Annotated in this window: 25 protein-coding genes; 10 read left to right on the top strand and 15 right to left on the bottom strand. The window is 49.0% G+C overall.

Translation table 11 applies throughout. The features are described 5' to 3' along the window. The first annotated feature begins 3 nt into the window (after positions 1-3). Positions 4-570: a YceI family protein gene (locus G441_RS0110005; protein ID WP_026376228.1), complete on the top strand. Its 567-nt coding sequence runs from the start codon at positions 4-6 to the stop codon at positions 568-570. A gap of 70 nt (positions 571-640) precedes the next feature. On the opposite strand, the gene G441_RS18400 is transcribed toward G441_RS0110005, so the two are convergent. Together G441_RS18400 and G441_RS19300 are read right to left on the bottom strand one after the other, a co-directional pair. Continuing rightward, on the bottom strand, positions 641-3,904 hold the full coding sequence (locus G441_RS18400) for a VPS10 domain-containing protein (protein ID WP_051275475.1): 3,264 nt from the start codon (positions 3,902-3,904) through the stop codon (positions 641-643). Positions 3,905-4,100: 196 nt separating this feature from the next. Beyond that, positions 4,101-4,676 carry a cupin domain-containing protein gene (locus G441_RS19300; RefSeq protein ID WP_051275476.1) on the bottom strand — a complete coding sequence of 192 codons (576 nt, stop codon included), beginning with the start codon at positions 4,674-4,676 and terminating at the stop codon, positions 4,101-4,103. Between the two features lie 273 nt (positions 4,677-4,949). Between G441_RS19300 and G441_RS18410 the strand changes: the two genes are divergently transcribed. Next, positions 4,950-5,288, top strand: a complete 339-nt coding sequence (locus G441_RS18410; RefSeq protein ID WP_240485117.1) for a DUF2750 domain-containing protein — start codon at positions 4,950-4,952, stop codon at positions 5,286-5,288. Positions 5,289-5,420: 132 nt separating this feature from the next. Here G441_RS18410 and G441_RS0110030 read toward each other — a convergent pair whose 3' ends face one another. From G441_RS0110030 to G441_RS0110055, 6 genes are all read right to left on the bottom strand, one after another. Then, positions 5,421-5,774 carry a gamma-glutamylcyclotransferase family protein gene (locus G441_RS0110030; RefSeq protein WP_026376230.1) on the bottom strand — a complete coding sequence of 118 codons (354 nt, stop codon included), beginning with the start codon at positions 5,772-5,774 and terminating at the stop codon, positions 5,421-5,423. A gap of 40 nt (positions 5,775-5,814) precedes the next feature. Continuing rightward, positions 5,815-6,048 (bottom strand): YheU family protein, encoded by a 234-nt coding sequence (locus G441_RS0110035; protein WP_026376231.1) that lies wholly within the window; start codon positions 6,046-6,048, stop codon positions 5,815-5,817. After that, positions 6,045-7,091 (bottom strand): hydrolase, encoded by a 1,047-nt coding sequence (locus G441_RS0110040; RefSeq protein WP_034474801.1) that lies wholly within the window; start codon positions 7,089-7,091, stop codon positions 6,045-6,047. Before G441_RS0110040 ends, G441_RS0110035 begins: the two co-directional genes overlap by 4 nt. Next, positions 7,088-7,546 carry a TIGR02444 family protein gene (locus G441_RS0110045; protein ID WP_026376233.1) on the bottom strand — a complete coding sequence of 153 codons (459 nt, stop codon included), beginning with the start codon at positions 7,544-7,546 and terminating at the stop codon, positions 7,088-7,090. The genes G441_RS0110040 and G441_RS0110045 overlap by 4 nt, the downstream gene beginning before the upstream one ends. Continuing rightward, on the bottom strand, positions 7,536-9,440 hold the full coding sequence (abc-f, locus tag G441_RS0110050; RefSeq protein WP_026376234.1) for a ribosomal protection-like ABC-F family protein: 1,905 nt from the start codon (positions 9,438-9,440) through the stop codon (positions 7,536-7,538). The genes G441_RS0110045 and abc-f overlap by 11 nt, the downstream gene beginning before the upstream one ends. An 81-nt stretch (positions 9,441-9,521) precedes the next feature. Continuing rightward, positions 9,522-9,812 (bottom strand): YebG family protein, encoded by a 291-nt coding sequence (locus G441_RS0110055; RefSeq protein ID WP_026376235.1) that lies wholly within the window; start codon positions 9,810-9,812, stop codon positions 9,522-9,524. Positions 9,813-9,943: 131 nt separating this feature from the next. On the opposite strand from G441_RS0110055, the gene G441_RS0110060 reads away from it, so the two are divergent. Further along, positions 9,944-10,147, top strand: coding sequence for a YheV family putative zinc ribbon protein (locus G441_RS0110060; RefSeq protein WP_034474803.1), 204 nt, complete (start codon positions 9,944-9,946; stop codon positions 10,145-10,147). A gap of 17 nt (positions 10,148-10,164) precedes the next feature. On the opposite strand, the gene G441_RS0110065 is transcribed toward G441_RS0110060, so the two are convergent. Together G441_RS0110065 and G441_RS0110070 are read right to left on the bottom strand one after the other, a co-directional pair. Next, a complete protein-coding gene (locus G441_RS0110065; protein ID WP_026376237.1) occupies positions 10,165-10,389 on the bottom strand; it encodes a SlyX family protein in 225 nt (74 codons plus the stop codon). Then, positions 10,379-11,380: a WD40 repeat domain-containing protein gene (locus G441_RS0110070; protein WP_034474805.1), complete on the bottom strand. Its 1,002-nt coding sequence runs from the start codon at positions 11,378-11,380 to the stop codon at positions 10,379-10,381. Before G441_RS0110070 ends, G441_RS0110065 begins: the two co-directional genes overlap by 11 nt. Before the next feature lie 132 nt (positions 11,381-11,512). Between G441_RS0110070 and fkpA the strand changes: the two genes are divergently transcribed. Beyond that, positions 11,513-12,271, top strand: a complete 759-nt coding sequence (gene fkpA, locus G441_RS0110075) for an FKBP-type peptidyl-prolyl cis-trans isomerase (RefSeq protein WP_026376239.1) — start codon at positions 11,513-11,515, stop codon at positions 12,269-12,271. Between the two features lie 339 nt (positions 12,272-12,610). Here the strand turns inward: fkpA and greB are convergent, their stop codons facing one another. After that, on the bottom strand, positions 12,611-13,093 hold the full coding sequence (gene greB, locus G441_RS0110080) for a transcription elongation factor GreB (RefSeq protein WP_026376240.1): 483 nt from the start codon (positions 13,091-13,093) through the stop codon (positions 12,611-12,613). Positions 13,094-13,217: 124 nt separating this feature from the next. Between greB and G441_RS0110085 the strand changes: the two genes are divergently transcribed. Beyond that, the gene (locus G441_RS0110085; protein ID WP_026376241.1) at positions 13,218-15,533 is read left to right on the top strand and encodes a Tex family protein; all 2,316 of its coding nucleotides are present in this window, start codon (positions 13,218-13,220) and stop codon (positions 15,531-15,533) included. A 23-nt stretch (positions 15,534-15,556) separates the two neighbouring features. On the opposite strand, the gene G441_RS0110090 is transcribed toward G441_RS0110085, so the two are convergent. The 3 genes from G441_RS0110090 to bioH form a co-directional block, all read right to left on the bottom strand. Continuing rightward, positions 15,557-16,573 carry a putative metalloprotease CJM1_0395 family protein gene (locus G441_RS0110090; protein ID WP_026376242.1) on the bottom strand — a complete coding sequence of 339 codons (1,017 nt, stop codon included), beginning with the start codon at positions 16,571-16,573 and terminating at the stop codon, positions 15,557-15,559. A 4-nt stretch (positions 16,574-16,577) separates the two neighbouring features. Continuing rightward, complete coding sequence (locus tag G441_RS0110095; RefSeq protein ID WP_026376243.1) at positions 16,578-16,910, bottom strand: hypothetical protein; 333 nt, start codon at positions 16,908-16,910, stop codon at positions 16,578-16,580. A 114-nt stretch (positions 16,911-17,024) separates the two neighbouring features. Beyond that, a complete protein-coding gene (gene bioH / locus G441_RS0110100) occupies positions 17,025-17,801 on the bottom strand; it encodes a pimeloyl-ACP methyl ester esterase BioH (RefSeq protein WP_026376244.1) in 777 nt (258 codons plus the stop codon). A 75-nt stretch (positions 17,802-17,876) separates the two neighbouring features. Between bioH and G441_RS18415 the strand changes: the two genes are divergently transcribed. Continuing rightward, the gene (locus G441_RS18415) at positions 17,877-18,584 is read left to right on the top strand and encodes a ComF family protein (RefSeq protein ID WP_084407336.1); all 708 of its coding nucleotides are present in this window, start codon (positions 17,877-17,879) and stop codon (positions 18,582-18,584) included. On the opposite strand, the gene G441_RS0110110 is transcribed toward G441_RS18415, so the two are convergent. After that, positions 18,562-21,141 (bottom strand): M14 metallopeptidase family protein, encoded by a 2,580-nt coding sequence (locus G441_RS0110110; protein WP_084407337.1) that lies wholly within the window; start codon positions 21,139-21,141, stop codon positions 18,562-18,564. The two genes, G441_RS18415 and G441_RS0110110, sit on opposite strands and share 23 nt — an antisense overlap. Positions 21,142-21,329: 188 nt before the next feature. Between G441_RS0110110 and nfuA the strand changes: the two genes are divergently transcribed. The 4 genes from nfuA (at position 21,330) to G441_RS0110130 (ending at position 23,510) form a co-directional block, all read left to right on the top strand. Continuing rightward, positions 21,330-21,908: a Fe-S biogenesis protein NfuA gene (gene nfuA, locus G441_RS0110115; protein WP_026376246.1), complete on the top strand. Its 579-nt coding sequence runs from the start codon at positions 21,330-21,332 to the stop codon at positions 21,906-21,908. Next, positions 21,908-22,171, top strand: coding sequence for a hypothetical protein (locus tag G441_RS0110120; RefSeq protein ID WP_051275484.1), 264 nt, complete (start codon positions 21,908-21,910; stop codon positions 22,169-22,171). The genes nfuA and G441_RS0110120 overlap by 1 nt, the downstream gene beginning before the upstream one ends. 93 nt (positions 22,172-22,264) lie before the next feature. After that, the gene (locus G441_RS0110125) at positions 22,265-22,747 is read left to right on the top strand and encodes a DUF2165 family protein (RefSeq protein ID WP_051275486.1); all 483 of its coding nucleotides are present in this window, start codon (positions 22,265-22,267) and stop codon (positions 22,745-22,747) included. A 76-nt stretch (positions 22,748-22,823) separates the two neighbouring features. After that, a complete protein-coding gene (locus tag G441_RS0110130) occupies positions 22,824-23,510 on the top strand; it encodes an SDR family NAD(P)-dependent oxidoreductase (RefSeq protein WP_026376249.1) in 687 nt (228 codons plus the stop codon). The last annotated feature ends 2 nt before the right edge of the window (positions 23,511-23,512 follow it).

Consider the following 23,512-nt stretch of genomic DNA (forward strand, 5'->3'; position numbering starts at 1 on the left):
ATAATGAAACGACTAGCGACCTTGCTACTGTGTGGGTTAAGTATGAGCGCCGCCGCGCAGTGGCAGCTGCAAGAGGGCGCCTCCTCTCTGCATTTTATATCTGTCAAAAATGAACATATCGCCGAAACGCATTCGTTTGAGAAGCTTAGCGGAAGCATTGACGACAATGGCATGTTATCCGTTTCACTGCCACTCGGATCGGTCAATACACTTATCCCTATTCGCGATGAACGTATGCGTGAGCACCTGTTTGATGTAGCGAATAATCCTTCAGCGTCATTCACCGCTAAGTTGCCACAGACTGTTTTGTCGATGACAGCCGGCCAAAGTCAGGTGATGAGTATAAGCGGCAAGTTGGGTTTAAACGAGAACAATGTCGACGTTGTGTTTGATGTACTGGTGAGCCGTTTAAACGACAATACACTGCAAGCAACGACCATTAAACCGACCATTATTAACGCTGCAGATTTCGATCTGGTAGAGGGTATCAGCATGCTGCAGTCCATCGCCGGACTTAACAGTATTACCAAAGCGGTGCCGGTCAGTTTCTCGGTGACCTTTAATCAATAAGCATTCGAATCACGCCCGTTTCTACGGGCGTGATAGTAAAGAACCTCACTGAAATAAGACGGTTCCTATATCAATCCGTCAGCGACAATGCTCGGCCCGGCGTCCATGGGCTGCCTAACTCTTCCAGTTCACGCTCAAGTGCCTCAATTGAATTGGATGCGTCTCGCATTTGCTCAGCGACTCTATGATATTCACTCTCTGCAATTTGCATCGATGACATCAGGTTGCCTGATACGTCAAACTGACTCGACATGATTGACCAATAAATGAATGACGCTCGTCCTGATACTGACCATGGCACAGCTTCATTTCTCGATGATACAGTTCTATCGCCATTAAGCAGGACACTGATGGCATCAAGCTGCGCTTTTATGCTGTGCGCTGTTTTTGCGTGTGTATCGTTACTTTTTGGCGTTAGCCGCACCCCTTCAATGATGTGGTTAATACGGTTATTGAGCTCGCCGAAGCGTTTCTGCGCACCTTCTACCTTTCTATAAAGCTCTCCGGCACGTTGCTGTGCAGCCAGTAAAGCGTCTCTGTCACCGGTAATTTCCGGACTATTGTTTAACAGTTTCACGGTGAATGGCATGGGCTCGCTAAGCATGCGGGGCTCACCTTGTGCCCAAAGTATCAGGGTTGCCGTGTAGTCACCGGGAAGTGCAAGGGGGCCTTTTGGTGGTTTCAGCCAAGGCGGTACATACCCTGAAGGCTTTTTAAGGTTTACTGGTGATAAGGATGGATAGTGCATATCCCACGCAATGCGATGAAACCCTTTATTACTGTTTGCCGACACCCGTCTGACTACATCACCGCCTTTTCTTTTGATCTCAATGTAGACAGTCGGCGCATCTTCGTTGTCCTCTTCGCGTAACCTGTCCCAACCTGGATAGGGCGTATCCTTGCCTTCTTTGAGCAGCGCTTTTTCCTGTTCCTGACGCTGTGCTTTTAAGGTTTTGAATCCGTCTTTCAGGTAATACGAGAACACTACGCCGTACGGTGGATTACTCGCTGTGTAAAGCTCATTGCCGTTGGAGCCTTTCTGTTCGTCGCCGTATTGATAACCTTCCAGATACATCCAGGAATCTTTGACAGGGAAAAAAGTCGCTTCGTTTTCAGCCAGTGCGGATGACTTGGTTCTGAGCGGTGTGTAATCATCGAGAATATATATGCCTCTGCCGAATGTCCCTACCACCAGGTCATTTTCTCTGCGTTGAATTTCGAGATCTCTGACGTCAATCGTTGGGAAATTGCCGGTCATTTTCGCCCAGCTCTTGCCGCCGTTTTGCGTGACGAACAGACCGAATTCAGTGCCTACAAACAGTAAATCAGGGTCTACGTGGTCTTCTGCAATAGTGTGTGCTGATCCCCATTCGGGCAGGTTACTGCTGATTAATTTCCAACTTTTTCCGCGGTTGGTTGTTTTCAACACATAGGGCTTGTAGTCACCACGCTTATGATTGTCGAAGACGGCATAGGCAATGTCCTCATCGTGTACGGACGCAATAATGTCTTCCACTAATGACATGTCAGGCACGCCTTTAAAACTGTCTTCTGTTCGCCAGTTAGCGCCGCCGTCCTCGGTTACGCTGATCAGGCCGTCATCTGTCCCGACATAGATGAGTCCCTGCTTACGTGGACTCTCGTTAAGAGCAATAATCGATCCATACATTGACGTGGAATTGTTTTTAGCGATCGCGTCTACGCTCCATACCCGTCCCATCACTTCCAGCTTATTCCTGTCTAATTTACGGGTCAGATCGCCACTGATTGCTGTCCATGTATCGCCTCTGTCATCAGACTGGAACACTTTTTCTGCAGCATAGAATAATCGTGTTGATTGATGCGGACTGATAAGTAATGGAGAATTCCAGTTCCATTTGTACTCTTTTTCTCCACTTGCCGGATGTGGCGCAATCAACAAACGTTCTCGGGTACGTTTATCGTATCGGGCTAATCCGCCGTATTGGTATTGAGCATAAATAATATTCGGGTCGTTGGGGTCAATTTGCGGTTTATAGCCGTCCCCGCCAATCACAATGTTCCAATCGGCGTTGGTAATACCGTGTATGACCGTCGTGCGGGACGGTGCGCATAGCGAATTGTTGTCCTGGGTGCCGCCACAAACGTTGTAAAACGGTTCTGCATTGTCAGGCTGAATTCGATAAAACTGGGCGATTGGCAGGTTTTGTGCGTGTCGCCACAACATACCCCCATCATAGGTTTCGTACACACCTCCATCGCCACCAATGATCATGTGATCGGTATTATCAGGATCAATCCACAACGCATGATCATCAACATGTCTGAATTCATTGGAGAGAGGCTGAAAACTTTTTCCGCCATCTTTAGAAACATGTGTAAAGGTATCAACTGAATAGACCTTGTCAGGGTCCTTAGGATCGACAATTAACTCGTTGTAATATTGCGGACTGGACGTCATATGTCCCGACCGTTTTGACCAGGAATGGCCAAAATCGTCAGACCGATATACTCCCTTGTCTTTGTCATTCGCTTCAATGATGGCGTATAAGATATTCGAGGCGGACGGTGCCATGGCGATACCTATTCGTCCTAGCTCACCGCCAGGCAGACCGCTTGTCATTTTTGACCACGTCTTTCCACCATCGGTTGATTTATGGATAGCGCTTCCCGGTCCACCATTAATCAATGTCCAGACGTGCCTGCGGCGTTGATAGCTGCTTGCGACGATGTTATTGAAATCGTTCGGGTCTACGACAAACTCATTTACACCTGTGTACTGGTCAATCTCCAGAATACGCGTCCATGTCTGACCGCCATCGTTAGTTTTATACAGGCCGCGGTCCCCTCCATCGCTCCATAACGGGCCTTGTGCAGCAACCAGTACTTCATCGTGGTTGGTTGGGTGGATCCAAATCTGCGAGATGTGCCCCGAGTTTTTTAACCCCATATTTTTCCATGACTTTCCGCCATCCACTGATTTATAGACGCCGTCTCCATATGCCACAGATCGCTGCGCATTGTTTTCGCCGGTTCCTACCCACAACAGGTTGGGATTGCTCGCTGCCATTTCGACCACACCAAGCGCGTAAGAACCTTCGTTTTCGAATAAAGGCTCCCACGTGATCATATTATTGGTTGTTTTCCATAAGTTGCCTGATGATGTCGCGACATAAAATTCGTGCTTTTTTTCAGGATGAAAAGCGAAGTCAGAAATGCGACCTGAAATCATTGCAGGCCCTATGGTACGAAGTGGAATCGAGGCCAGAGGGTTGGAATCAGAATCGGCCGCGAGTAAATCCAGTGAACAGACCAGTATCAATAGAATCTGGCATTTAAGCAGTAGTGTCTTCATTGACAGAAACCTTATGCTTTACGGGTTAATTAGGGTTTTCACACGTACAGCATAGAGGTGTTGAGAAAACGAGTGACGCACGTTTATAAGCGTTTACAAGGTATAGTCGCTCAGGTGTTAAACATCAAATGCGTCACGCTTCCAAGGCAAGTTACGGTATTCTTCGCTGGTACTAAACGGCTCTAAACAACCTGATTTACTCTTTCGGTGGAGGCCCAAGTAGCGCTAAACCTGAAGGTGGAAGTTTCGACATGTCTACTATCACGCCATACTTTGCAGCGGTTTCAGCGATAATCTGACCTACCTGTGGCGGCGATTTGGGGCCACCTTCTGACATGTTTTTCTCAACCGCTCTGAAGAAATCTTCAAAATGCCCTGGTGCGGCTACCACTAGCAATGTTGCAGGTTCATCGTAGGGATTCCAGAAACCGTGAATATGTCCCCGAGGCAATGACGCAATCGTGCCGGGACCCGCCTTAACTTCTTTTTCACCGCTCAAAAAATGGACTTGTCCATTAAGCACAATAAAAATCTCGTCTTCATTACTGTGAGTATGGGGTGGCGCACCAATAGATTTAGGCGGCAAGGTTTCCTCAAACAATGCGATATTGGACGGGAGATCGCCAACGCTTACATGGTGGTGAATATCACGTCCAACATAGTGAGTGATGTCCCCCTCGCCAAGCTGAGAAAACTTCGGGGTATGGCCATGGTTGTCTGCACCATTGGTTTTAAAGGCGAGTAAAGCAATGATACAAATAAGGTATTTCATAAAGAAGTCCTTTTCGAAATGTCTCGTTAACTATAGTTCGATAGCGAAAAGACGCAAAACAATTCAAAAGGCATTGAAAAACCTTACGCAGGCCGAAAATTACTCCAATCACAAGCGCGTCGTCGAGCCCTTCTGCGTCAGTAAACCAGTTCACTACCTTGATGAATATAAGAATCTTGTTGGTACGGTCAGTTCAAGAGATATTTCCAGAGCCGACGTTGTTTGTTTGCTTAACGTTCAAAAGAGCATGTTAAGCTTACTGTAGAAAACATAGTGATTTGGAAAAAAATGTTGGACAACGATACCCAAGCTGCAATCTCGCAAATGCGCGACAGCGATGCGATATGGATTTTAAAAGACGCCGATGGTTGTGTCATGCTAACGTCAGAAGATGAAGATGGTGTACCTATTTGGTCAAGTAAGTCATTGGCTAAATCCTGGGCTAATGAAGAATGGTCAGATTGTGAGGCTGTCTCTATTGATATTGATACCTGGATTCGAAAATGGACCGCTGGCTTAATTCAGGACCATTTAATGGTAATGATTAACCCTTCCCAGTTTGAAGAGGAAGGAGTGGTAATTACACCAGAAGAGTTTGCTGAATCTCTGTAGTAGTGGCGCTGGTCAATATTAGTCATTGCTACTGACAATGACAGCACGGCTGACTGTTTAAATTGAACCACAATGATGAGCGACTTGCAGTCGACGGACTTTTTAAAGTTCAAAGCCCGTCTAACAGATTATTTAAGACTTACCCAGTTCGCTTGCTCGGCATACATAGGCCCAGGCCTGGCGCCCAGAGGTAAACGTTCCCATAACGCGGAGGTATTCCTCTACCTCATATTCATCGGCCTGCATCAACTCTTCAGGCGTGAGCTCAAATACGGTTCCAGCCACGATATCACTGGCATTTCCCGTGTACTTAAGAATTGGGTGAGTATCGGTACCGCTGGTTTGAATGACTCCAGGGTCGGTGATTTTGATCTCGGAAAGAACATAACCAACCAACGCGTCTTTTTTACCACTTAACAGACGGCCACATGTTTCCTGTTGGACCTTTGGCATCTGTAACGTCCCATATGAGAACAAGTGCTCCATACTTACCCCTCAATAACTATTGGCGCAAACGGCATGGGCATTACTCGCGCTCGCTGCGTAGAGCCCACTCTTGTTTGCTAATAATGTCGATACTTTCGTGCAGTTCTGAGTAAATCAGTACCGCTTCGCCTGAGCGTAATTGCTCGAGGACCTGATTAACTTTTTCTTCATGGCTGGTCTCTTCAAAGCCATAATCTGTGCCTTCTCGCAGCACAAAGGCTTCTGCCACATTACGTAATGTATCCGGCGCAAGTTCGTTTATTGGTATCTTCATTCCGTTGCCAGGTGTTGGTTAACGAACTGCCTGAGGCGTTCGTGCAGCCAAATTTTTGGACGCCATGGGCTACCTTGCATAAAGCCGACGTGTCCGCCTTTTTCGCTCAATTCCAGTCTTACACTCGGCGATAAAGCCTCTTTGCGTGGGATCACATTATGATTCATAAAAGGATCGTCTAGTGAGTGTACAATGAGCGTGGGCGTTTCAATCTTGCTCAAGTAGTCGTGAGAGCTGCAGACCTGGTAATAATGCTCTGCATTGGCAAAACCATGGAGAGGCGCAGTCACCCACTCATCAAATTCCCTAAAACTGCGCATACTCTTGATCCGTTCAAGGGTCAGGCTTTTGAGGCCAGAGTAATCTAGCTTGGAAAACTTTTTCAGCAGTGTGCCACGCATGCTTTCCAGTAAGTAACGCTGATAAAAGCGCGAGAAACCATGGTTAATACTTTCCGCGCATTCCGCCAGGCGCATTGGCGGAGAAACCGCCGCTACAGCATTTAGCCACTGCTGCTTAGGCAACTCTCCCAGCATTTTCAATAACATATTTGCTCCTAAAGAGAAGCCAATAGCAATTTTTCTGCTGCTGGGAAAGCGCTGCTGAATGTACTCAAGAAAGTACTGCGCATCTTCTGTTTCGCCAGAGTGATAAGCTCTCGTTGTGCGGTTTGGTTCTCCACTACAACCGCGGAAATGCATCATAGCCACCTGATAACCTTCGTCAGCCATGACGGCCATCACATCATTAGCGTAGTGACTGCGAATACTGCCTTCCAATCCGTGAAAAAGCAGAACGACACCCTCTTTTTTTACATTATGCTGTGACCAGGCAACATCAACAAAATCGCCATCTGGCAGCTCCATGCGCTGCATGCGATAGTGGAGTTTTCGTCGTTTCTGCATAAATCGAGGCCATATGGTCTGTACATGGCGATTGCGTGCCCACCATGGTGCCGCAAAACCGCTATCGACAATGTCTCCATACTCGTTCTGCCGAACTTCAGGTTCGATGCCTTCAGTATGTTGTTTTTGGAAGGTCATTGAAGGTGGTTTTCCTCAAATTGAATACGATGTTCTTGAATGTTTCTTATACGCTGCTTTGCCATATCGGGTTGAACCACCGTCGTTAAATTAGCCAGACTCTTTTTTCCGGCACTTAACGCCATGTTGTTTGCCGCTTCGATCAATCTTTGTTGTTGCCGCTTTTCAAGCTCAAGTTCGCGGCGAAGCGCATCGGCGTATTCAGATGCGTCCTTGCTTAGTGACCTGCGCATGTGGCGGTGCTGCTGAGTTACCTCATCTAGTTCGTTAAGGCTTTCTCGCAGTGCAAGTATTTGCTCAACAGATAGCGTTATATTGCAATAGTCAGCATATGCACAGCACAGTATAAGATTGACGTTAAGCCCATGGTCGTCCTGCAACGACAAACAGTCCTGCTTGACTGGTCTAATACCGTAAAACTCAATCGAGAATTGCCAGAATGACTCAGCTTGCAAGTTGGCTCTCCAGTTCTTGCTGCGCGTCCTCTAACGCTTCCTGGGCATCCAGCCACACCTGCTCTGCCTGTTGTTCTTGCTGTTTCAATGCTACCTGCTCTGCCAACAATGATTTCAAGGTGTGCTTATTTGCATCATCATAGATGTCAGGGTTTGCCAGCTGATTTTCAACGTCGTTAAGCTTCTCAGACACCGACTGCATCAGCGCTTCTTGTTTCTTGATAGTGTCGCGCAGTGGTTTCGTAGCTTGTCTGAATTCTGCTTCCAGGCGTTTGACGTCTTTTCTGTCCAGTTTAGGTTTTTCGATTTCGACAGACGCTGAGGATCTTGCATCACTTACTAACCAATCACGGTAGTCGTTAAGATCACCATCAAAACGGTCGACCTGACCAGAGTCAACCAGATAGAAATCCTCGCATACCGATTCCAGCAAAAAACGGTCGTGAGAGACCAGCACCATAGCGCCGCTAAAACCCTGTAAGGCAACATTCAGGGCGTGGCGCATTTCCAAATCAAGGTGGTTGGTTGGTTCGTCTAGCAATAATAGATTTGGTTGCTGATACACTAACAGCGCCAGTACCAGACGTGCCTTTTCTCCACCAGACATAGGCTCAACGGCAGACAACGCCTCATCACCGTGAAAACCGAAACCGCCCAGAAAATCCCTCAGCTGCTGTTCTGTAGCCTGCTCGTCCAGACGTTGCAGGTGTGCCAGCGCAGTGTCTTCTTTACGCAACGTATCCAGTTGATGCTGGGCAAAATAACCTATACGCAATCCCGCAGCGGTGTGATAAGCACCGCTCAGAGGATTCAACTTGCCGGCCAGTAGTTTAATCAGCGTGGATTTACCTGCGCCATTACGCCCGAGAAGTCCAATTCGGCTACCTGGAACCAGATTCAGCTTCACTCGTTGCAGAACGGCAACATCATCATAACCAACCTGAACTTCTTCCATACTGATCAGTGGATTGGGTAATTTGGGAGGCTCAGGAAACGAAAAACTGAATTGGCTCTGTGCATGAGCCGGCATCAGTTCCTGCATTTTTTCCAATTGTTTTATTCGGCTTTGTGCCTGCTTTGCCTTACTGGCTTTAGCTTTGAAACGGTCAATAAACGACTGCAGATGGGCACGTTTCTCCTGCTGCTTCTGGTACTCAATATCCTGCAAACGCAGGCGTTCTGCTCGCTGCTTTTCAAAGCTCGAATAGTTGCCGGTGTATTGATATAGACGCTGTTGTTCTACACTCAGAATTTGACCGACACAGCTGTCTAAAAACGCCTTGTCATGAGAAATGAGCAACAGGGTTCCGGTATATCGCTGAATCCACCTTTCTAACCAGATGACGGCATCAAGATCGAGGTGGTTGGTGGGCTCGTCAAGCAGCAGGAGATCAGAGTCCAGCAACAATGCTCTGGCAAGGTTCATGCGCATTCGCCAGCCACCCGAAAACGCTGCAACAGGGCGATGCAAACTGTCGTTTGCGAAACCTAAACCCGCTAATATTGTGGCAGCACGCGACTCAATGTCATAACCCAGCTGCTCCAGCTCGCTATGTGCAATGGCAATCGCATCACCGTTACCCTGCTGCTGAGCATCAGTCAGTTTTTGTTGCCAGTGTCTGTATGTTGTGTGTCCGTCAACCACATAATCTAACGCAGAACGTTGTGACGAAGGGGTCTCCTGCGCAACCGAAACAATTTTCCAACCCGCCGGGATCTGACAACTACCTGCTTCTGTATGGAGCTCTCCACGTAGCAGCGCAAACAAGCTGGATTTGCCACTGCCGTTAGCGCCTATCAATCCGACTTTGTGCCCCGGAAACACATCGGCATTGGCATCCTGCAGCAAGACTTTTACGCCTCGTTGCAGCGTCACGTTGGAAAGCTTGATCATCAACACGCCTCATCTCTATTTCAGGCGCGGCATTCTATCAATAAAGCGTGACGCTGTTGATCCCTAAGTGTGTTTGCTGCCTTACGCAGAACGCTTTTTCAGAGCAACGACATCGGCTTGCTCGTCAGTTAGTACCTGATCTGCAGATTTGCCACGCAGTATTTGACTCACCGCATCTTTACCTGATGCAAGGGTAATCGCCAATTCTTCGAGACTGTCGTCGTCAAGCTTAGTACCTTTAGCAGAAAGATAGACGGCCAGGTTATCTGCAATCTCTAACATCTTGTCGTATTTATCGGCTTCTTTTTTATCGGTTGTCACCAGCTTTTCAACCCCCTTATGCGTAACGACATACTGCAGTGTGATAGCCATAATTCAGCTCCTTTTGGTTGGTGTTTCATTACGCTAACATGATAACTGTATTTATGTACAGTATTTAGTTCTGATCTCAGGTTGAGAGTCTGGGGTATAATGGCCAACTAAGTTATTTGTAGGAAATAACGTTGGCACGACAACGAAAACGATTTATTGCGGGCGCTACCTGTCCCAAATGTCAGTCAGTCGATACACTAATGCTTTACATCCAGAATAATGTTGAAACTGTTGAGTGTGTCAGCTGTGGCCATCAACGCACCCAGGCTGACGACAAAGTACAATCCAAGACGCGCGCCAGTGAGTCGGTTATCGGCGTATTCAAGCCGGACTAATCACCCATCATCACTATTCAATAGTGCGGCGGAGGGGTTTCTTCAGACAGGTCAGCAATTTGTGAGGATGGCATTTGTTTAAGCCGTTCAATGACATGGTTAAGTTTGAAGGTCATATCATCGATTTGCTTTTGCTGTGATGTCAGGGCGTGATTCAGCTGATCGATGGTATGCTCCTGATAGGCAACCTTAGTCTGTAACTCATCAATATGCTGCTGTAGTTCTTGTACGTCATTGCTCACTATTGATCTCCCACACCTCGGCCAGACCGCTGCTACTCACGGAAAGCACACGATTATCCGGCAAAAAGCTTACGCCGTACACCACTGCCGTGCGTGGAGATGCCCCCTCACGGGGCGTGACGCGCCACTCCTGAATCTGTTCACCGCTATGCAAGTCCCACAAACTAAGGCCACGTGAAGGAGAACCTGTAAGTAGGTACTTACCATCAGCGGAAAATTCAACATCAGTGAAGATTTTCTGGCGCTCAATGAATTTCAATGTGCTGATAGGCTCGCCGGTCTGCACATTCCAGACTCTGGCCTGCTTTTGACTGTCGGCGGTAAAAGCGAATCTGCCCTTGTCATCCAGAGCCACTTTGGTTACGCGACTAGGATGACTGAAACGGTGTATAACCTGACCGCTTCGGGTGCTCCACAGATACGCAACGTAGTCATTACCGCCCGTCAATGCAAAGCGTCCATTGGGCGAGATGTCAACGCTATTGATTTTTTCCTGATGACCGAGAAACTCTATGCGTCTGCCGCTATCGGGCTCAAAAAACAGAACCTTACCGTTGCCACGCCCAACCAGAATACCCGCCGCGCTGCTGGCGACCGCCACGTCTCTAACGCTGGACTCATCGATTCGCCAAAAGCCCATAGGCTCTCCACTGGCAACATCCCATAAGGCAAACGCTTCACGGTCGGATGTCAGGACATAGTTGTTATCTGCCGCAATATGCACGGTAGTCACAAGGTTTTCGCCATCTCCCTGATGTGACCAGTTATAACGCGCCTCTTTTTCACCCTGATACCATACGGACACGCCGTTACTCACATCGGATACCACACTGAACTCGGCATCGGTGGCAATATCAGCGGCCATAGCTCCTTCTTCGGCATAGCGCACAGCGCTTATTGGCGTAGCCAGATACCCTGAACAGGCACTTATCAGCAGGCTGCCCAAAAGCAACCAAATCGTCTTATATGATGGGTTTAGATTTAGTGACATTCCGTTTAGACTATGCAACGACTATCTGCTTATTTATTAGCGATAACGACAAGGTTACCGCTGCATATGCGTTTAATCCACTCATAACAATAGACTTCAAATTATAAAGCATTTCATTCGGAGAGTTTTTTTATGAAAAAGGCAGCCATTGCATTATTAATGGGTTCTGCACTAGGTTTGGCAGGTTGTCAGCAACCTGCTTCAACAGACACCGCTGAACAATCTGCACAGGACGCCCCTGTCACACTTGAAACCGATGCACAAAAACAAGCTTACGCGCTTGGCGCCAGCATGGGAACGTACGTACAAAACCGTCTTAACGCGCAAAAAGAAATGGGCCTCGAGTTCGATAAACCCACACTTATAAAAGGTTTTGAGGACGCTGTGGCTGGCAATGCTCAGTATACTGTCGAAGAAATGCAGGCACTGACGCGCGCTGCAGACGCGGCGCTGCAGAGTAAGCAGCAGGAACAAGCCAACATGGCCGCTGAGGAAAACAAGACGGCAGGACAGGCTTACCTGGCAGAAAATGCTAAACGTGAAGGCGTCATGACCACCGACTCAGGCCTGCAATACGAAGTTCTTGAAGCGGGTGAAGGTGACAAGCCAACCGCGCAAGATACGGTCAAAGTGCACTATCGCGGCACGTTGCTAGACGGCACTGAGTTTGATTCGTCCTACTCTCGTGGCGAACCCGCCGTATTCCCGCTTAGCCGGGTGATCGCAGGTTGGACTGAAGGTTTACAGCTGATGAGTCCAGGCGCAAAATATCGTTTTCATATTCCTTCAGAACTAGCATATGGTGAGCGTGCGACGGGGCGCATCACACCCAACAGCACGCTGGTATTTGATGTAGAACTGCTTGAAGTAGTGGACACTGGCGCAGAATAATCTATCGCCAAAAAGAGAATAAAGCCGGGCGTCACTATGGCGTCCGGCTTTTACCCATCTACAGCTCTTTCCATGCTGACCTTTGTCCCCTATTTATGTTTGGCCCTTCGAGTCGGACCGGGTTGCCTGGCCTGATTGCCAGGTTAATTTCATGTCGTCTGCAAATTGTTTGTCGCCAAATTAGCGACTGACTTATCAGTAACGCCTGACCACGAAAGCGACGACTAAACCCTCATGACAGGGTCGCTAAACGCGCATCAAAGCTCCACAATCGGATGCTTTTTGTCGTGCGTTTTGCTGACTTTAACTATAGTAAAAATGAGCCGAATTTCCTGTCAATCAGGGCGTTTTCTTGTAATAAATTGAACTAATAAAATAGGTTTTATTCCCAGATGGAGTATGCACTGTTACTTCATCATCGACCTGTTTTCCGATCAGAGCGCGTGCCATTGGCGAGTCGATACTTAACTTGTTGTTTTTCAAATCGAACTCGTCAGGGCCAACAAGCTGATACTCAAATAAGCAACCTGCGTCGTCCTCCAATTCGACGTATGCGCCAAAGAACACCTTGCCCTCTTGTTGCGGTGAAGGGTAAACAACCTGTAGCTGATCCATGCGTTTGGTAAGAAATCTGACCCGCCTGTCTATTTCGCGCAGCCGTTTCTTGCCATATATATACTCTGCGTTCTCAGAACGATCGCCCAGTGCCGCAGCATCGGATACAGCCTGAGTGACCCTAGGCCGCTCTTCTTTCCACAAGTATCTCAACTCTTTTTCAAGCTTGTCCCAGCCTTCGCGAGTGATATAATTCGAGCGTTTCATGGCGAGCGGTCCTTACATAGTTTGAGACACAGCCAATAAGAGTCTAACCCATTATTTTTCATTCATACCGCTCACAGCGTTTATTAACAACGAACAAATCACAGTCTCATCAACGAGTACCAGCATGATCATAGAGAAAATTGCCAGCGAACTGCAGGTTAAGAACGAGCAAGTCGCGGCCGCCGTCGCACTGCTTGACGATGGCGCTACCGTCCCCTTCATTGCGCGATATCGAAAAGAAGCCACACAAGGTTTAGATGATAGCCAGTTGCGAAACCTCGAACAACGGTTGGGCTATTTAAGAGAATTGGAAGAACGCCGTCAGGTTATCATTAAGTCCATTCAGGAGCAGGGCAAACTCAGTGAAGAACTGGCTGGCAAAATTCATGCAGCCGATAACAAGACCACCCTGGAAGATCTCTACCTGCCTTATAAACCGCGTCGTCGAACCAAAGGTCAGATTGCAATTGAAGCGGGGCTTGAACCACTGGCGGACAGTTTATTCAATGATCATAGTCTGGTGCCAGAAGATGTTGCCGAGCAATACATCTCGGCAGACAACGGCGTCGCGGATGCTAAAGCGGCACTTGAAGGCGCGCGCTACATTCTGATGGAACGGTTTGCCGAAGATGCGGAGTTGCTAAGCAAAATACGCCGTTCTCTACAAAACCAGGCCCACATTAAGAGTCAGGTAGTAGAGGGTAAGGAAAAGGAAGGCGCCAAGTATTCTGACTATTTCGCACATACCGAAAAGCTTAAAGATACGCCATCACATCGCGCCTTAGCGATGTTCCGTGGTCGTAATGAAGGCTTTTTACATGTGTCTCTGGATGCAGACCCGCAAAACGAACAAGACAATCGTCACTCTCACTGCGAAGACATCATCGCACAACATATCGGACTGGTGGACTCTGGTAAGCCAGCGCACAGCTGGCTCAAACAGGTCGTGCAGTGGACCTGGCGAATCAAAATATTGTTGCACATGGAAACCGAACTGTTCGGTGCATTGCGGGAGCGTGCCGAACATGATGCCATCGAAGTTTTCGCCAAGAATCTGAACGATTTGCTGATGGCAGCACCGGCCGGAGCAAAGGTGACCATGGGATTGGACCCAGGCTTACGTACGGGTGTCAAAGTGGCCATCGTTGATACCACCGGTAAGGTCATCGCCACCAACACCATTTATCCACATGCGCCGCAGAATCAGTGGGATAAATCGGCACGCACGTTGGCCAATATGTGTCAGCAGTACAAGGTCCAATTGATTAGCATTGGAAACGGCACGGGATCTCGCGAGACCGACAAGCTGGTTGCTGAGCTCATCAAGGCAAATCCAGAATTGAAGTTACAGAAAATCGTTGTGAGCGAGGCCGGTGCATCGGTGTATTCCGCCTCTGAATTGGCCAGCCAGGAATTACCTGAGTTAGATGTATCTTTGCGTGGTGCAGTGTCAATTGCTCGTCGTTTGCAGGATCCGTTGGCAGAACTTGTCAAAATTGAGCCCAAAGCCATTGGCGTGGGTCAATACCAACATGACGTCAGCCAGTCTAATCTCGGTAAGTCTCTGGACAATGTCATAGAGGACTGCGTTAACGCCGTCGGCGTGGACGTCAATACGGCTTCACCGGCACTGCTGGCCCATGTGTCCGGGCTAAATCGCACGTTGGCACATAACATCGTGCAGTATCGTGACCAGCATGGCGCGTTCGGTGACCGTAAAGGGCTGTTAAAAGTTGACCGTCTGGGGCCCAAGGCGTTTGAGCAGGCGGCTGGTTTTTTACGCATCGTCAACGGCGAGAATCCGTTGGATGCCTCAGCTGTGCATCCAGAAGCCTATCCGGTTGTCGATGCTATCGTGAGCAAATCAGGTGCCGCAGTAAATGACTTGATAGGAAACAGTGCATTGTTGAAAGCATTATCTCCTGAAGAGTTCACCAGCGACGCATTCGGATTGCCGACGGTGCAGGACATTATCAAAGAGTTGGATAAACCAGGTAGAGATCCTCGCCCTGAATTTAAAACCGCCAACTTTAAAGAAGGCGTAGAGTCGATTAGCGACCTCAAGCCCGGCATGATCTTGGAAGGTGTCGTGAGTAATGTGGCGAACTTCGGCGCTTTTGTGGATGTCGGCGTCCATCAGGATGGTCTGGTGCATATCTCCGCGATGACCAATAAGTTCATCAAGGATCCCAGAGAGGTCGTTAAGGCCGGTGACATTGTCAAAGTGAAGGTCTTAGAGGTCGATGTGCAGCGCAAGCGTATTGCGTTTACCATGCGTCTTGACGAGCAACCTGCTGCCAAAAAGCCACAGTCGGCAGCGAACAGGCAGAATCATGAAACCAGGCCACGATCTGCAAAAAGCAGATCAAGTACGTCAGGGCAGGGCAATAGTGCGATGGGTAATGCGTTTGCAGAAGCCTTCGCCAAAGCGAAGAAATAATACTCACCGCCAGGGAGCGGCGCTTAAGCAGTTTGACGCAACCCTTCAGGGCGAGGGGTTGCCACTGAGCCGTAGAACTGTTGAATGACTGCTACCCTGCGACCAATAGTGGGATCCTGAGTGGGTGTTTCCAGTCCGGCGGCTTCAGCTACAGGGTCTTCTCGTAAGGTACGAGCGCCCAGTGCAGACTCCGCCCGGTCAGATTGGCGTTCCTGTACTTCCTCAAGGCTGACAGACTCAGCCGCACCACCGCTTAACGAGCGAGTTGGCGCACCGTTGTCTACGCCCTCCACGATATCGTCTAATTCTGGCGCCAAGCTGTCTACGCGAGGCTCACCAGGGTCACGCTGTGAAGCATTTTCAAGCTGCTCACGACTCTCTTCAATAATGTCACGTCGGGCTTCAGATGCACGCTGAGCCGCTTCATTTGCGACTCGCAGATCCTGTGGAGACGGCTCTGCCGGTGCCAGCGCGGCCGCTCTGACCTGTTGCATCTTCTGTAAGGTTTCTTCCGGTGAATCCTCTTTAGAAATATCGATGGAGACTTCGCCGCCTATGGCATAGCGCTGTCCGTCAGGACCGGTTTCAAACTCATAGCTGGGAGCTCCAGCGTATTGTCCGCCGACTGAAGCATGGGCTTGTTCATGCGCGCGTACTTCCTGATCTCGTTCTTTGAGAGAACGAATTTCTTGTTGTTCGGCCCGTTCTTGCTGCTCTTGCTGACGAGACTCTGCATTTTCTCGTCCAGCGCTGGGGTCGTCAGCATTGTCTTGATCAATTGACTGTCCGAGTCCGGAGTTGGCATCAGCTTGCCCCTGAGCGTTGGATTGCGGGCGCTCATAGGTTACGGGTTGCGGTGGTTGTCCTTGCCGTCTGGCACGATCAGATTCCGAGCCCAGCCCCGCTTCGGCTGCAGAGCCGTCGGTATTTGCTGTTTGTGGTACGGTTTCACGCAATACGTTATCGCGACGAGCCGATTCGGTATTAACGTTTGCCGTCGTGAAAACAAGTGATGTAGGGACTGGCGTGACAATGTTCATAAGATTACGCCAGCTCATCGATGATACGGCCAACCGTATCATTCACCGTATCAAGTACTTTAGCAGATGCCTGAGCGTTGATGCTGTTGACCGACAATCCAACCAGGTCATTGGTCAAGCTATCTCCTCCTGAAGGTAACACCTGTCGTATTGACGAAAGAGACTGAGAAGCCGCATCGGCAAGCACATCATTCACATCACGCGGTTGGCCAGGGGATGCCCCCGCAACGCGTTGTGCGATGTTTGTCGACGCTTGTGTAATACCATCAGACGCGCGCTGCAGACCTAACTGGCCTGATACGATGGCGGCATTCACATTGTTACTTAGTGCATTCAAGACACACTTCTCCTCAATACCTCACGGTTAATTATTAACCAATTTGCCTTATTTTTAAAGTCTGTCGTTAGGCTGCTTTCTCATCACGGTGTAAAGATTTATTGCTGTCGGTTATTACAGACCGTTACCGATGTGTATCAGCAGTCGATAAATCTCCTGCGGGTGAGAAATAAATGGGGCGTGAGACGCATGCTCAATAAGGTGACTTTGCGCACCCGGTTGCAGTTGCTCAATGCGCCTATGCAAAGTGCGTGGCACCAGACTATCAAGACGGCCAAAAATCCAATGGCTCGGAACCGAAATTTCGGCAAGTCGTTTGCGATGATCAACGGTAGATAACAGCATCAGTCCTTTGCGCAGTGCGTCAACGTTAGGTAAAGGATATTGAGAAATTGCCTGGCTGATCGCCTTCATATCCCGTCGTGCAGTTGCGCTACCCATGGCCTGAATGGCAAGAAAACGTTCTAACGTTTTACTGAAATCATGTTCCAGTTGCTGTTCAAACTGTTGCAGTATGCTGGGTTTTATACCAGGCCAGTCGTTTGTTTCAACAAACTGTGGCGTGCTGGTCATCATTACCATCATGGATAAATTAGCCATTCGATGAATAGCAATGTGCTGTGCTATCAGCCCCCCCAAAGACCAGCCCATCAGCATCGCTCCCTGTGGAATGTGAGGCGCAATCAAATCAGATACGGCTTCAAGACTATAATGGCAAGGCATAATATCTGCATTGCGGCCAAATCCGGGCAGATCAATAAAATGCAGCCGAAAATCGCCGTACAGTGATTCTGCAAATTTTTCCCATGCACCACTGTTCATGCCCCAACCGTGCAACAGCACCAAATCAGGGCCAGAGCCGCGGGTTTCGGTAAAAAGCCGTAGAGTCATACTATCCTTTTGTGCAGTTGTGTCGGTAATCAACACGGCTGACACTGCGTTGTTTTGCCAATTTTGTAAACGCGTATGTTATCACTTCTTCAACGCCTGTTAGAGAACCGTTCTTGTTTGCTGTGCTATCAGCCTAGTCGAGACCTTATCTGTCCTTACTGCTATGACGACCTGCCGGTAGTGGATTGGCAGAGTTGCCAGCACAATTTGATGTTACTGCCCAAGGTTCAGCGCAGTTTACCTGGCGTGAGCTTTCCCCGACTGCTATCTCCTTTGTATTATCAGCCCCCAGTAAACCGCCTGATCAAGGGCCTGAAATATTCAGCCAGGCTGAGCCATGGTCGGGCCTTGGCTCATATTTTCTGCGATCTTGCTCAGCAACACCTCATCGATCCGCCTGACGCGCTGATCCCGGTTCCTCTGCACTGGACCCGTTGGCTAACGCGTCGTTTTAATCAAAGCACAGAACTGGCCTCGCAAATCGGCAAGCAATTGCGCATACCTGTGGACCAGAGATGTATATCCCGAGAGAGGCGTAGTGCGCCTCAGGTAGGACATGGAGGTGAAGCGCGACGCAGGCGCATGCATAATGTATTTAGATTGGAGCAGGCACCTGCGGTCAACCATGTCGCCATCGTAGATGACGTGGTGACGACCGGCTCAACGCTGCAAGCCATTTATCGCCTGTTACATCGCGCTTACCCATCGTTGCGCATTGATTGTTGGGCGATGGCCATCACACCACCGCCCAATCAAGGTGCTAGTTGGCGCGAGCGTCGATGAACTCGGCCATGTAAATTGCATTGCTCATCATTTTGCTGGTGCCATACCAGTAGCCCCGAAAATTCAGGTTATCCAAAAAGCCAATCACGCGGCCCTGACCGACGCGATGAGCAACAACGGCGGCGGAATTGGCAACCATCTTCTGCAGCGGCTCTGCCGTGTAACCCGCCATTAATGGAGACTCTGTGTACGTCGCTGGAGTAATAAACGGCGAGTCTGGGGTTTTCATGATCGCATTGCTGGTTTTGAACATTGGCAATTGCGTACGCTCGAAGCCGTAAGCCAGCGGATGGCTTAAGTCGAGCTGCGTTTTATACACCGCACCTGCGATAAGCTTTTGTGCACGCAATGCTTCACGATCTTCATACACCATACTGGACGTATCGAACGCATCGTCAATGGCATCATTACTGACGAACTCAGCATTGAGCCACTTTTGTGTGGCAAACCACTGCGTAGCCGATTTTTGACCAATAAGTACACCACCGGCTTTCACCCAATCGCTAATCTTGTCAGCGGTGCGCTCTGATACGCTGCTGTAACGTCCTGATGCGAAAATAATATGGGTGTAATTGTCGAGTGCCGTGCTTCCCAGGCGGTCAAGATCGACCAGTGTTGCGGCAACGCCAACCCGGGTATCCAGGTAATGCCTGATTTCCCCCACTTCATATTGGGAGGTGCCAAGTCCGCCAACCAACAGGATTTTTGGCGCATTCACAGGCTGCATATTGCGGCTACCAAGATCAATCCCGGTAGGCGTCAGGCCACTTGTTACCGACCACAGAGTTATATTTCGCTGCGCGGCCTGCTCCTGTATAAGCTGCTGCCAGTTCACTGGCTGCTTCAATGCAGATGGGATAACCACAGTGCCACGGCTAAACTCACGTACTGTTCCGCCAACATCAGCACTGAAAGGCTCGCCTGCCAATCTGACCTGCACACCATTAACAAGCAGCGCCTGTAGCAGTGACGGCGACTGATAGTCATGCCAGTCAAAAGCATAGGCAACAGCTGCACTGTTGAGCTCTGGCAGTTGCTTAGAAGAGAATTCAGGCGCTGAATCTATTCGACGTATCTGACGCTTGGTTAAGCCAGCGAAATCCAGATTAAACGCCAGCGCCAGATTCCAGTTGGATACATCATAAAAGGTGTTGTCATCAAACAGCTTGCGGGTAGAAAACAATGATTTAATCAGGCGATGCTGGGGCTGGTCCAGACTCACGAATAAACTGTCTCCGGCCGGGAAAGTTTGTCCATCTGCCTCGACCGATTGCTGCAATACAGAAGAAGCAATCTGATGACGGTTGAGGATATCACGCATGGCATCGAAACGGCTGTGATCTTTGCCTCGCTTGATGACATAGCCACCCAGTTCGTCGGACTTAATCATGTCGTTGGTGCTATTGAAAAATTCAACCTGATATTCCTGTAGCGCCTGCTTATTGGCCAGTGCGCCAGCGAACGTCGACATAGATGTCGTGACCTGGTTCTGGATAGTCTGGGGGAAGCTCAGCGGGCCATTGATAGAGTCCTGCAGGTGCCCTCGGCTGCTGGCCTGCTCGAACAATATGCCTATGGTGCCGTGCGCATCGGGGTAAGTAGAACCTTTGCCATAATAAAAATCATCAAATGACTCTTCAGTAAAATATAACGCGCCAGCGGCATCTAGGGCGTCGGCATGAAAACGTCCCAGAGCTTCTGTTAAGCGCACGTTAGTCATAGGCGTGAGCGGGTGTTTTCGCGACGGCACACCGGGCTGGAAGAAATAAGTACTGTTGGTACCCATCTCATGAAAGTCGGTTAACACGTGAGGGCGCCACTGGTGATATTGTGCGATGCGGGCTCTTGATTCAGGATGGGTAAGCAACAACCAGTCACGGTTTAAATCGAACCAATAGTGGTTGGTGCGTCCCGAGGGCCAGCGCTCATCATGCTCCCGATGGGCTGGGTCTGACACCAGCGTTTTGCCTCTGTGCATATTCGCCCACTGGGCAAACCTTGATAATCCATCTGGATTAATCGACGGCTCCATAATGATAATGGCATTGTCTAACAAGCGTTGTACCTCACCGCCCTGACCGGCAGCGAGATAATAAGCGACTAGCATGGAGGCATTGGCACCTGATGGCTCATTGCCATGCACACTGTAACCCATCCACAACACCAGTGGGTCATCCTCATCCGCTGCCTTACCACTGGCAATCCTGTCCAGATGTTTCTGTCTGATTTGTTCAACGTTTGCCATCTTTTCTGGATCGGCAAACGTCATAATCAATAGCGGTCTGTTCTCGTGCGTGGTACCAACCTGTTTGACGGAAACTCGGTCTGAGGTTTGTGCCAGCGTGCGCATATACTGAGCGAGTTGGTCGTGGCGTACATGCCAGGTCCCCACAGGCGCACCGAGTATTTGCGAAGGGGTAGGTACATTAGGGTCATACGAAATATTGTCAGGTAAATACTGCAAATCAGATTCTGCTTTCATCACCGCTTGTGCAGAATGAATCGTCAGCAGCACACTGAAAACAGTGAACGCATATGCAAGAAAATGTCTTCGCATAAGGTAGGATCCTATAGGTTTGTTGTTGTGATTGTTAATCTTTTACCTTACCACAACCAAAAACGATCGTTGATGTTTCAAAGGTCTGAATGTTTACCTGAAAGACAGCGACTCGAGCATATACTTGAGTGATTTACTCAAGTAATTTTGTTATCCTTAGCGGCAAGTGAATTTCAGGAAGTTAACCAATGATTTCTATTTCCGAAGAAGCTCAGGCACATTTCGGCAAACTATTGGCTAATCAAGAGCCGAACACACACATTCGCGTCTTTGTGGTCAACCCTGGTACCCCTACCGCTGAATGCGGCGTGTCATATTGCCCGGCGGACGCGATTGAAGAATCGGATACACGCCTGCCATTCAATGGCTTTGATGCCATTGTTGATCAGGAGAGTGCGCCATTTCTTGAAGAAGCAGAAATTGACTTTGTGACTGACCAGATGGGCTCGCAATTAACATTGAAAGCGCCGAATGCAAAAGCTCGTAGAGTGGACGATGATGCACCGCTGATTGAGCGTATTCAATACATGATCGAGTCGGAAATTAACCCACAGTTGGCAGCGCATGGCGGCATGGTCGCGCTAATGGAGCTGACCGAGGATGGCGTTGCCATATTGCAGTTTGGCGGTGGTTGTAATGGTTGCTCGATGGTAGATGTGACCCTGAAAGACGGCATAGAGAAGCAAATGCTGGAACGCTTCGCTGGTGAAGTGACAGCGGTGAAAGATGCAACCGAGCATGAGGCGGGTGAGCACAGCTATTATTGATGCGCGAAAAAATACGCCTGACTTTGTTCAGGCTAGGTAGTCACCCACAAAAAAGCTGGGCCCACTTTAAAGTGGGCCTGATTGTATTTTTTGTAGGAGCACTGTGCATTCAGTTCAGCCCACAATTTATTGAATATCTTTATCACGCCGGGATTGCCATCGTGTTAGCAGGCTTTGCAATCGCAATGTATGGTTATGTCGGTATTTTTGCCAACCGTTTTTCCCGTTTCATCGAACGTCGCCCACGCCCTCCCAAGTTTTAACATCTCAAATGGAAAGTAGGTCAATTATTTGCCCTAATTGCTGAAACACCACTACGCTTTCTTGACACTCTGTTAGACAACTAAGGAGCGTCCATGAATCGCGCAATAAAAATTCTGCTCGCCTTGTTTGCATCATTATTCTGTCTTTTCTACGCCATTCAGAATATTGCCAATCTCAGCGCAGCGCAGTGGTTTGTTGGTACGATGACAGCGATGGAAGGCCATCAGGCCTACCCTAATACATTTGGCTTCGCAGTAACGTCTCCATTGCTTGTGCAAATCATGCTGTGGATCATTATTTTGCTTGAACTCGCTGCCGGTTTGCTGGCTGGCAAGGGTGCTATTGATATGTTTGTGCGGCGCAATGCCGATTCAGCTACGTTCAATCAAGCTAAAACATTGGCATTGGCCGGGACCAGTCTGGCCGTAGTGATATGGTTTGGAATTTTCGGCGCCTTTGGGGGCGCATTTTTTCAGATGTGGCAGGTAGAAGCCGGTGTTAATGCCTTGCGAGATGCATCATTTTTCGCCCTTCAGCATGGGGTAGTATGGCTGATTATTCGTGCTGATGATTAACACAGCGCTAGTTGATTATCTGCGCTTTCACTTCTAGCCTAATACTTAAGTCTACTCATCACTAAGAAGTATACGAATGACGAAATGCGCGCTAATCACCGGGGGTAATCGAGGTATTGGTCTGGCGATTGTTGATGGGCTATCCAAACTGGGCTACAAGGTGCTGCTCGGTGCGCGCGACACTGAGCACGCTGAGCAGGCATTGACGCACATACCCAGTCAGGACGTACATGTTGTCGACATGGATTTAGCCAGTGAGCAGTCAATTGCGGATCATTTCTCACGCGCAGTGGCAACCTACGGCGACATTGATATTCTGATCAACAATGCTGGTATTAACCTTGATGAGCCATTTCTTGGCAGCAATATGCAAAAAATGCAGGAATCAATGCAGGTGCATGTATTGGCACCGATGCAGCTAACCAAACTGACATTACCCGGTATGCTTGAACGAAACTTTGGCCGTATTGTAAATCTATCCTCAGGCTATGGGTCGTTTTATGAAGGGTTAGCCGGGCCGCTTAACTATTCAACATCCAAAGCAGCGCTGAATGCGCTTACGGTCACCAGCGCAAAAACCGTTGAGAATACCAATGTGAAAATTAATGCGATGTGTCCCGGCTGGGTACACACCCGCATGGGCGGTAAAGATGCGCCTCGCACACCGGAGCAGGGAGCAGATACCGCTATATGGCTGGCTTGCATTCCTGAAGACGGACCTAACGGTATGTTTTTCAGAGATAGAACGCCGATAAAGTGGTAGCC

The organism is Aestuariibacter salexigens DSM 15300, assembly GCF_000429145.1.
In the GTDB taxonomy this organism is placed as follows: Bacteria; Pseudomonadota; Gammaproteobacteria; order Enterobacterales; family Alteromonadaceae; genus Aestuariibacter; species Aestuariibacter salexigens.

Bases quoted from the DNA above. Each gene is read 5' to 3' on its own strand.
- G441_RS0110005 (WP_026376228.1), top strand. From the start codon at position 4: ATGAAACGACTAGCGACCTTGCTACTGTGTGGGTTAAGTATGAGCGCC.
- G441_RS18400 (WP_051275475.1), bottom strand. From the start codon at position 3,904: ATGAAGACACTACTGCTTAAATGCCAGATTCTATTGATACTGGTCTGT.
- G441_RS19300 (WP_051275476.1), bottom strand. From the start codon at position 4,676: ATGAAATACCTTATTTGTATCATTGCTTTACTCGCCTTTAAAACCAAT.
- G441_RS0110030 (WP_026376230.1), bottom strand. From the start codon at position 5,774: ATGGAGCACTTGTTCTCATATGGGACGTTACAGATGCCAAAGGTCCAA.
- G441_RS0110035 (WP_026376231.1), bottom strand. From the start codon at position 6,048: ATGAAGATACCAATAAACGAACTTGCGCCGGATACATTACGTAATGTG.
- G441_RS0110040 (WP_034474801.1), bottom strand. From the start codon at position 7,091: ATGACCTTCCAAAAACAACATACTGAAGGCATCGAACCTGAAGTTCGG.
- abc-f (WP_026376234.1), bottom strand. From the start codon at position 9,440: ATGATCAAGCTTTCCAACGTGACGCTGCAACGAGGCGTAAAAGTCTTG.
- G441_RS0110055 (WP_026376235.1), bottom strand. From the start codon at position 9,812: ATGGCTATCACACTGCAGTATGTCGTTACGCATAAGGGGGTTGAAAAG.
- G441_RS0110070 (WP_034474805.1), bottom strand. From the start codon at position 11,380: ATGTCACTAAATCTAAACCCATCATATAAGACGATTTGGTTGCTTTTG.
- fkpA (WP_026376239.1), top strand. From the start codon at position 11,513: ATGAAAAAGGCAGCCATTGCATTATTAATGGGTTCTGCACTAGGTTTG.
- greB (WP_026376240.1), bottom strand. From the start codon at position 13,093: ATGAAACGCTCGAATTATATCACTCGCGAAGGCTGGGACAAGCTTGAA.
- G441_RS0110085 (WP_026376241.1), top strand. From the start codon at position 13,218: ATGATCATAGAGAAAATTGCCAGCGAACTGCAGGTTAAGAACGAGCAA.
- G441_RS0110090 (WP_026376242.1), bottom strand. From the start codon at position 16,573: ATGAACATTGTCACGCCAGTCCCTACATCACTTGTTTTCACGACGGCA.
- bioH (WP_026376244.1), bottom strand. From the start codon at position 17,801: ATGACTCTACGGCTTTTTACCGAAACCCGCGGCTCTGGCCCTGATTTG.
- G441_RS18415 (WP_084407336.1), top strand. From the start codon at position 17,877: ATGTTATCACTTCTTCAACGCCTGTTAGAGAACCGTTCTTGTTTGCTG.
- G441_RS0110110 (WP_084407337.1), bottom strand. From the start codon at position 21,141: ATGCGAAGACATTTTCTTGCATATGCGTTCACTGTTTTCAGTGTGCTG.
- nfuA (WP_026376246.1), top strand. From the start codon at position 21,330: ATGATTTCTATTTCCGAAGAAGCTCAGGCACATTTCGGCAAACTATTG.
- G441_RS0110120 (WP_051275484.1), top strand. From the start codon at position 21,908: ATGCGCGAAAAAATACGCCTGACTTTGTTCAGGCTAGGTAGTCACCCA.
- G441_RS0110125 (WP_051275486.1), top strand. From the start codon at position 22,265: ATGAATCGCGCAATAAAAATTCTGCTCGCCTTGTTTGCATCATTATTC.
- G441_RS0110130 (WP_026376249.1), top strand. From the start codon at position 22,824: ATGACGAAATGCGCGCTAATCACCGGGGGTAATCGAGGTATTGGTCTG.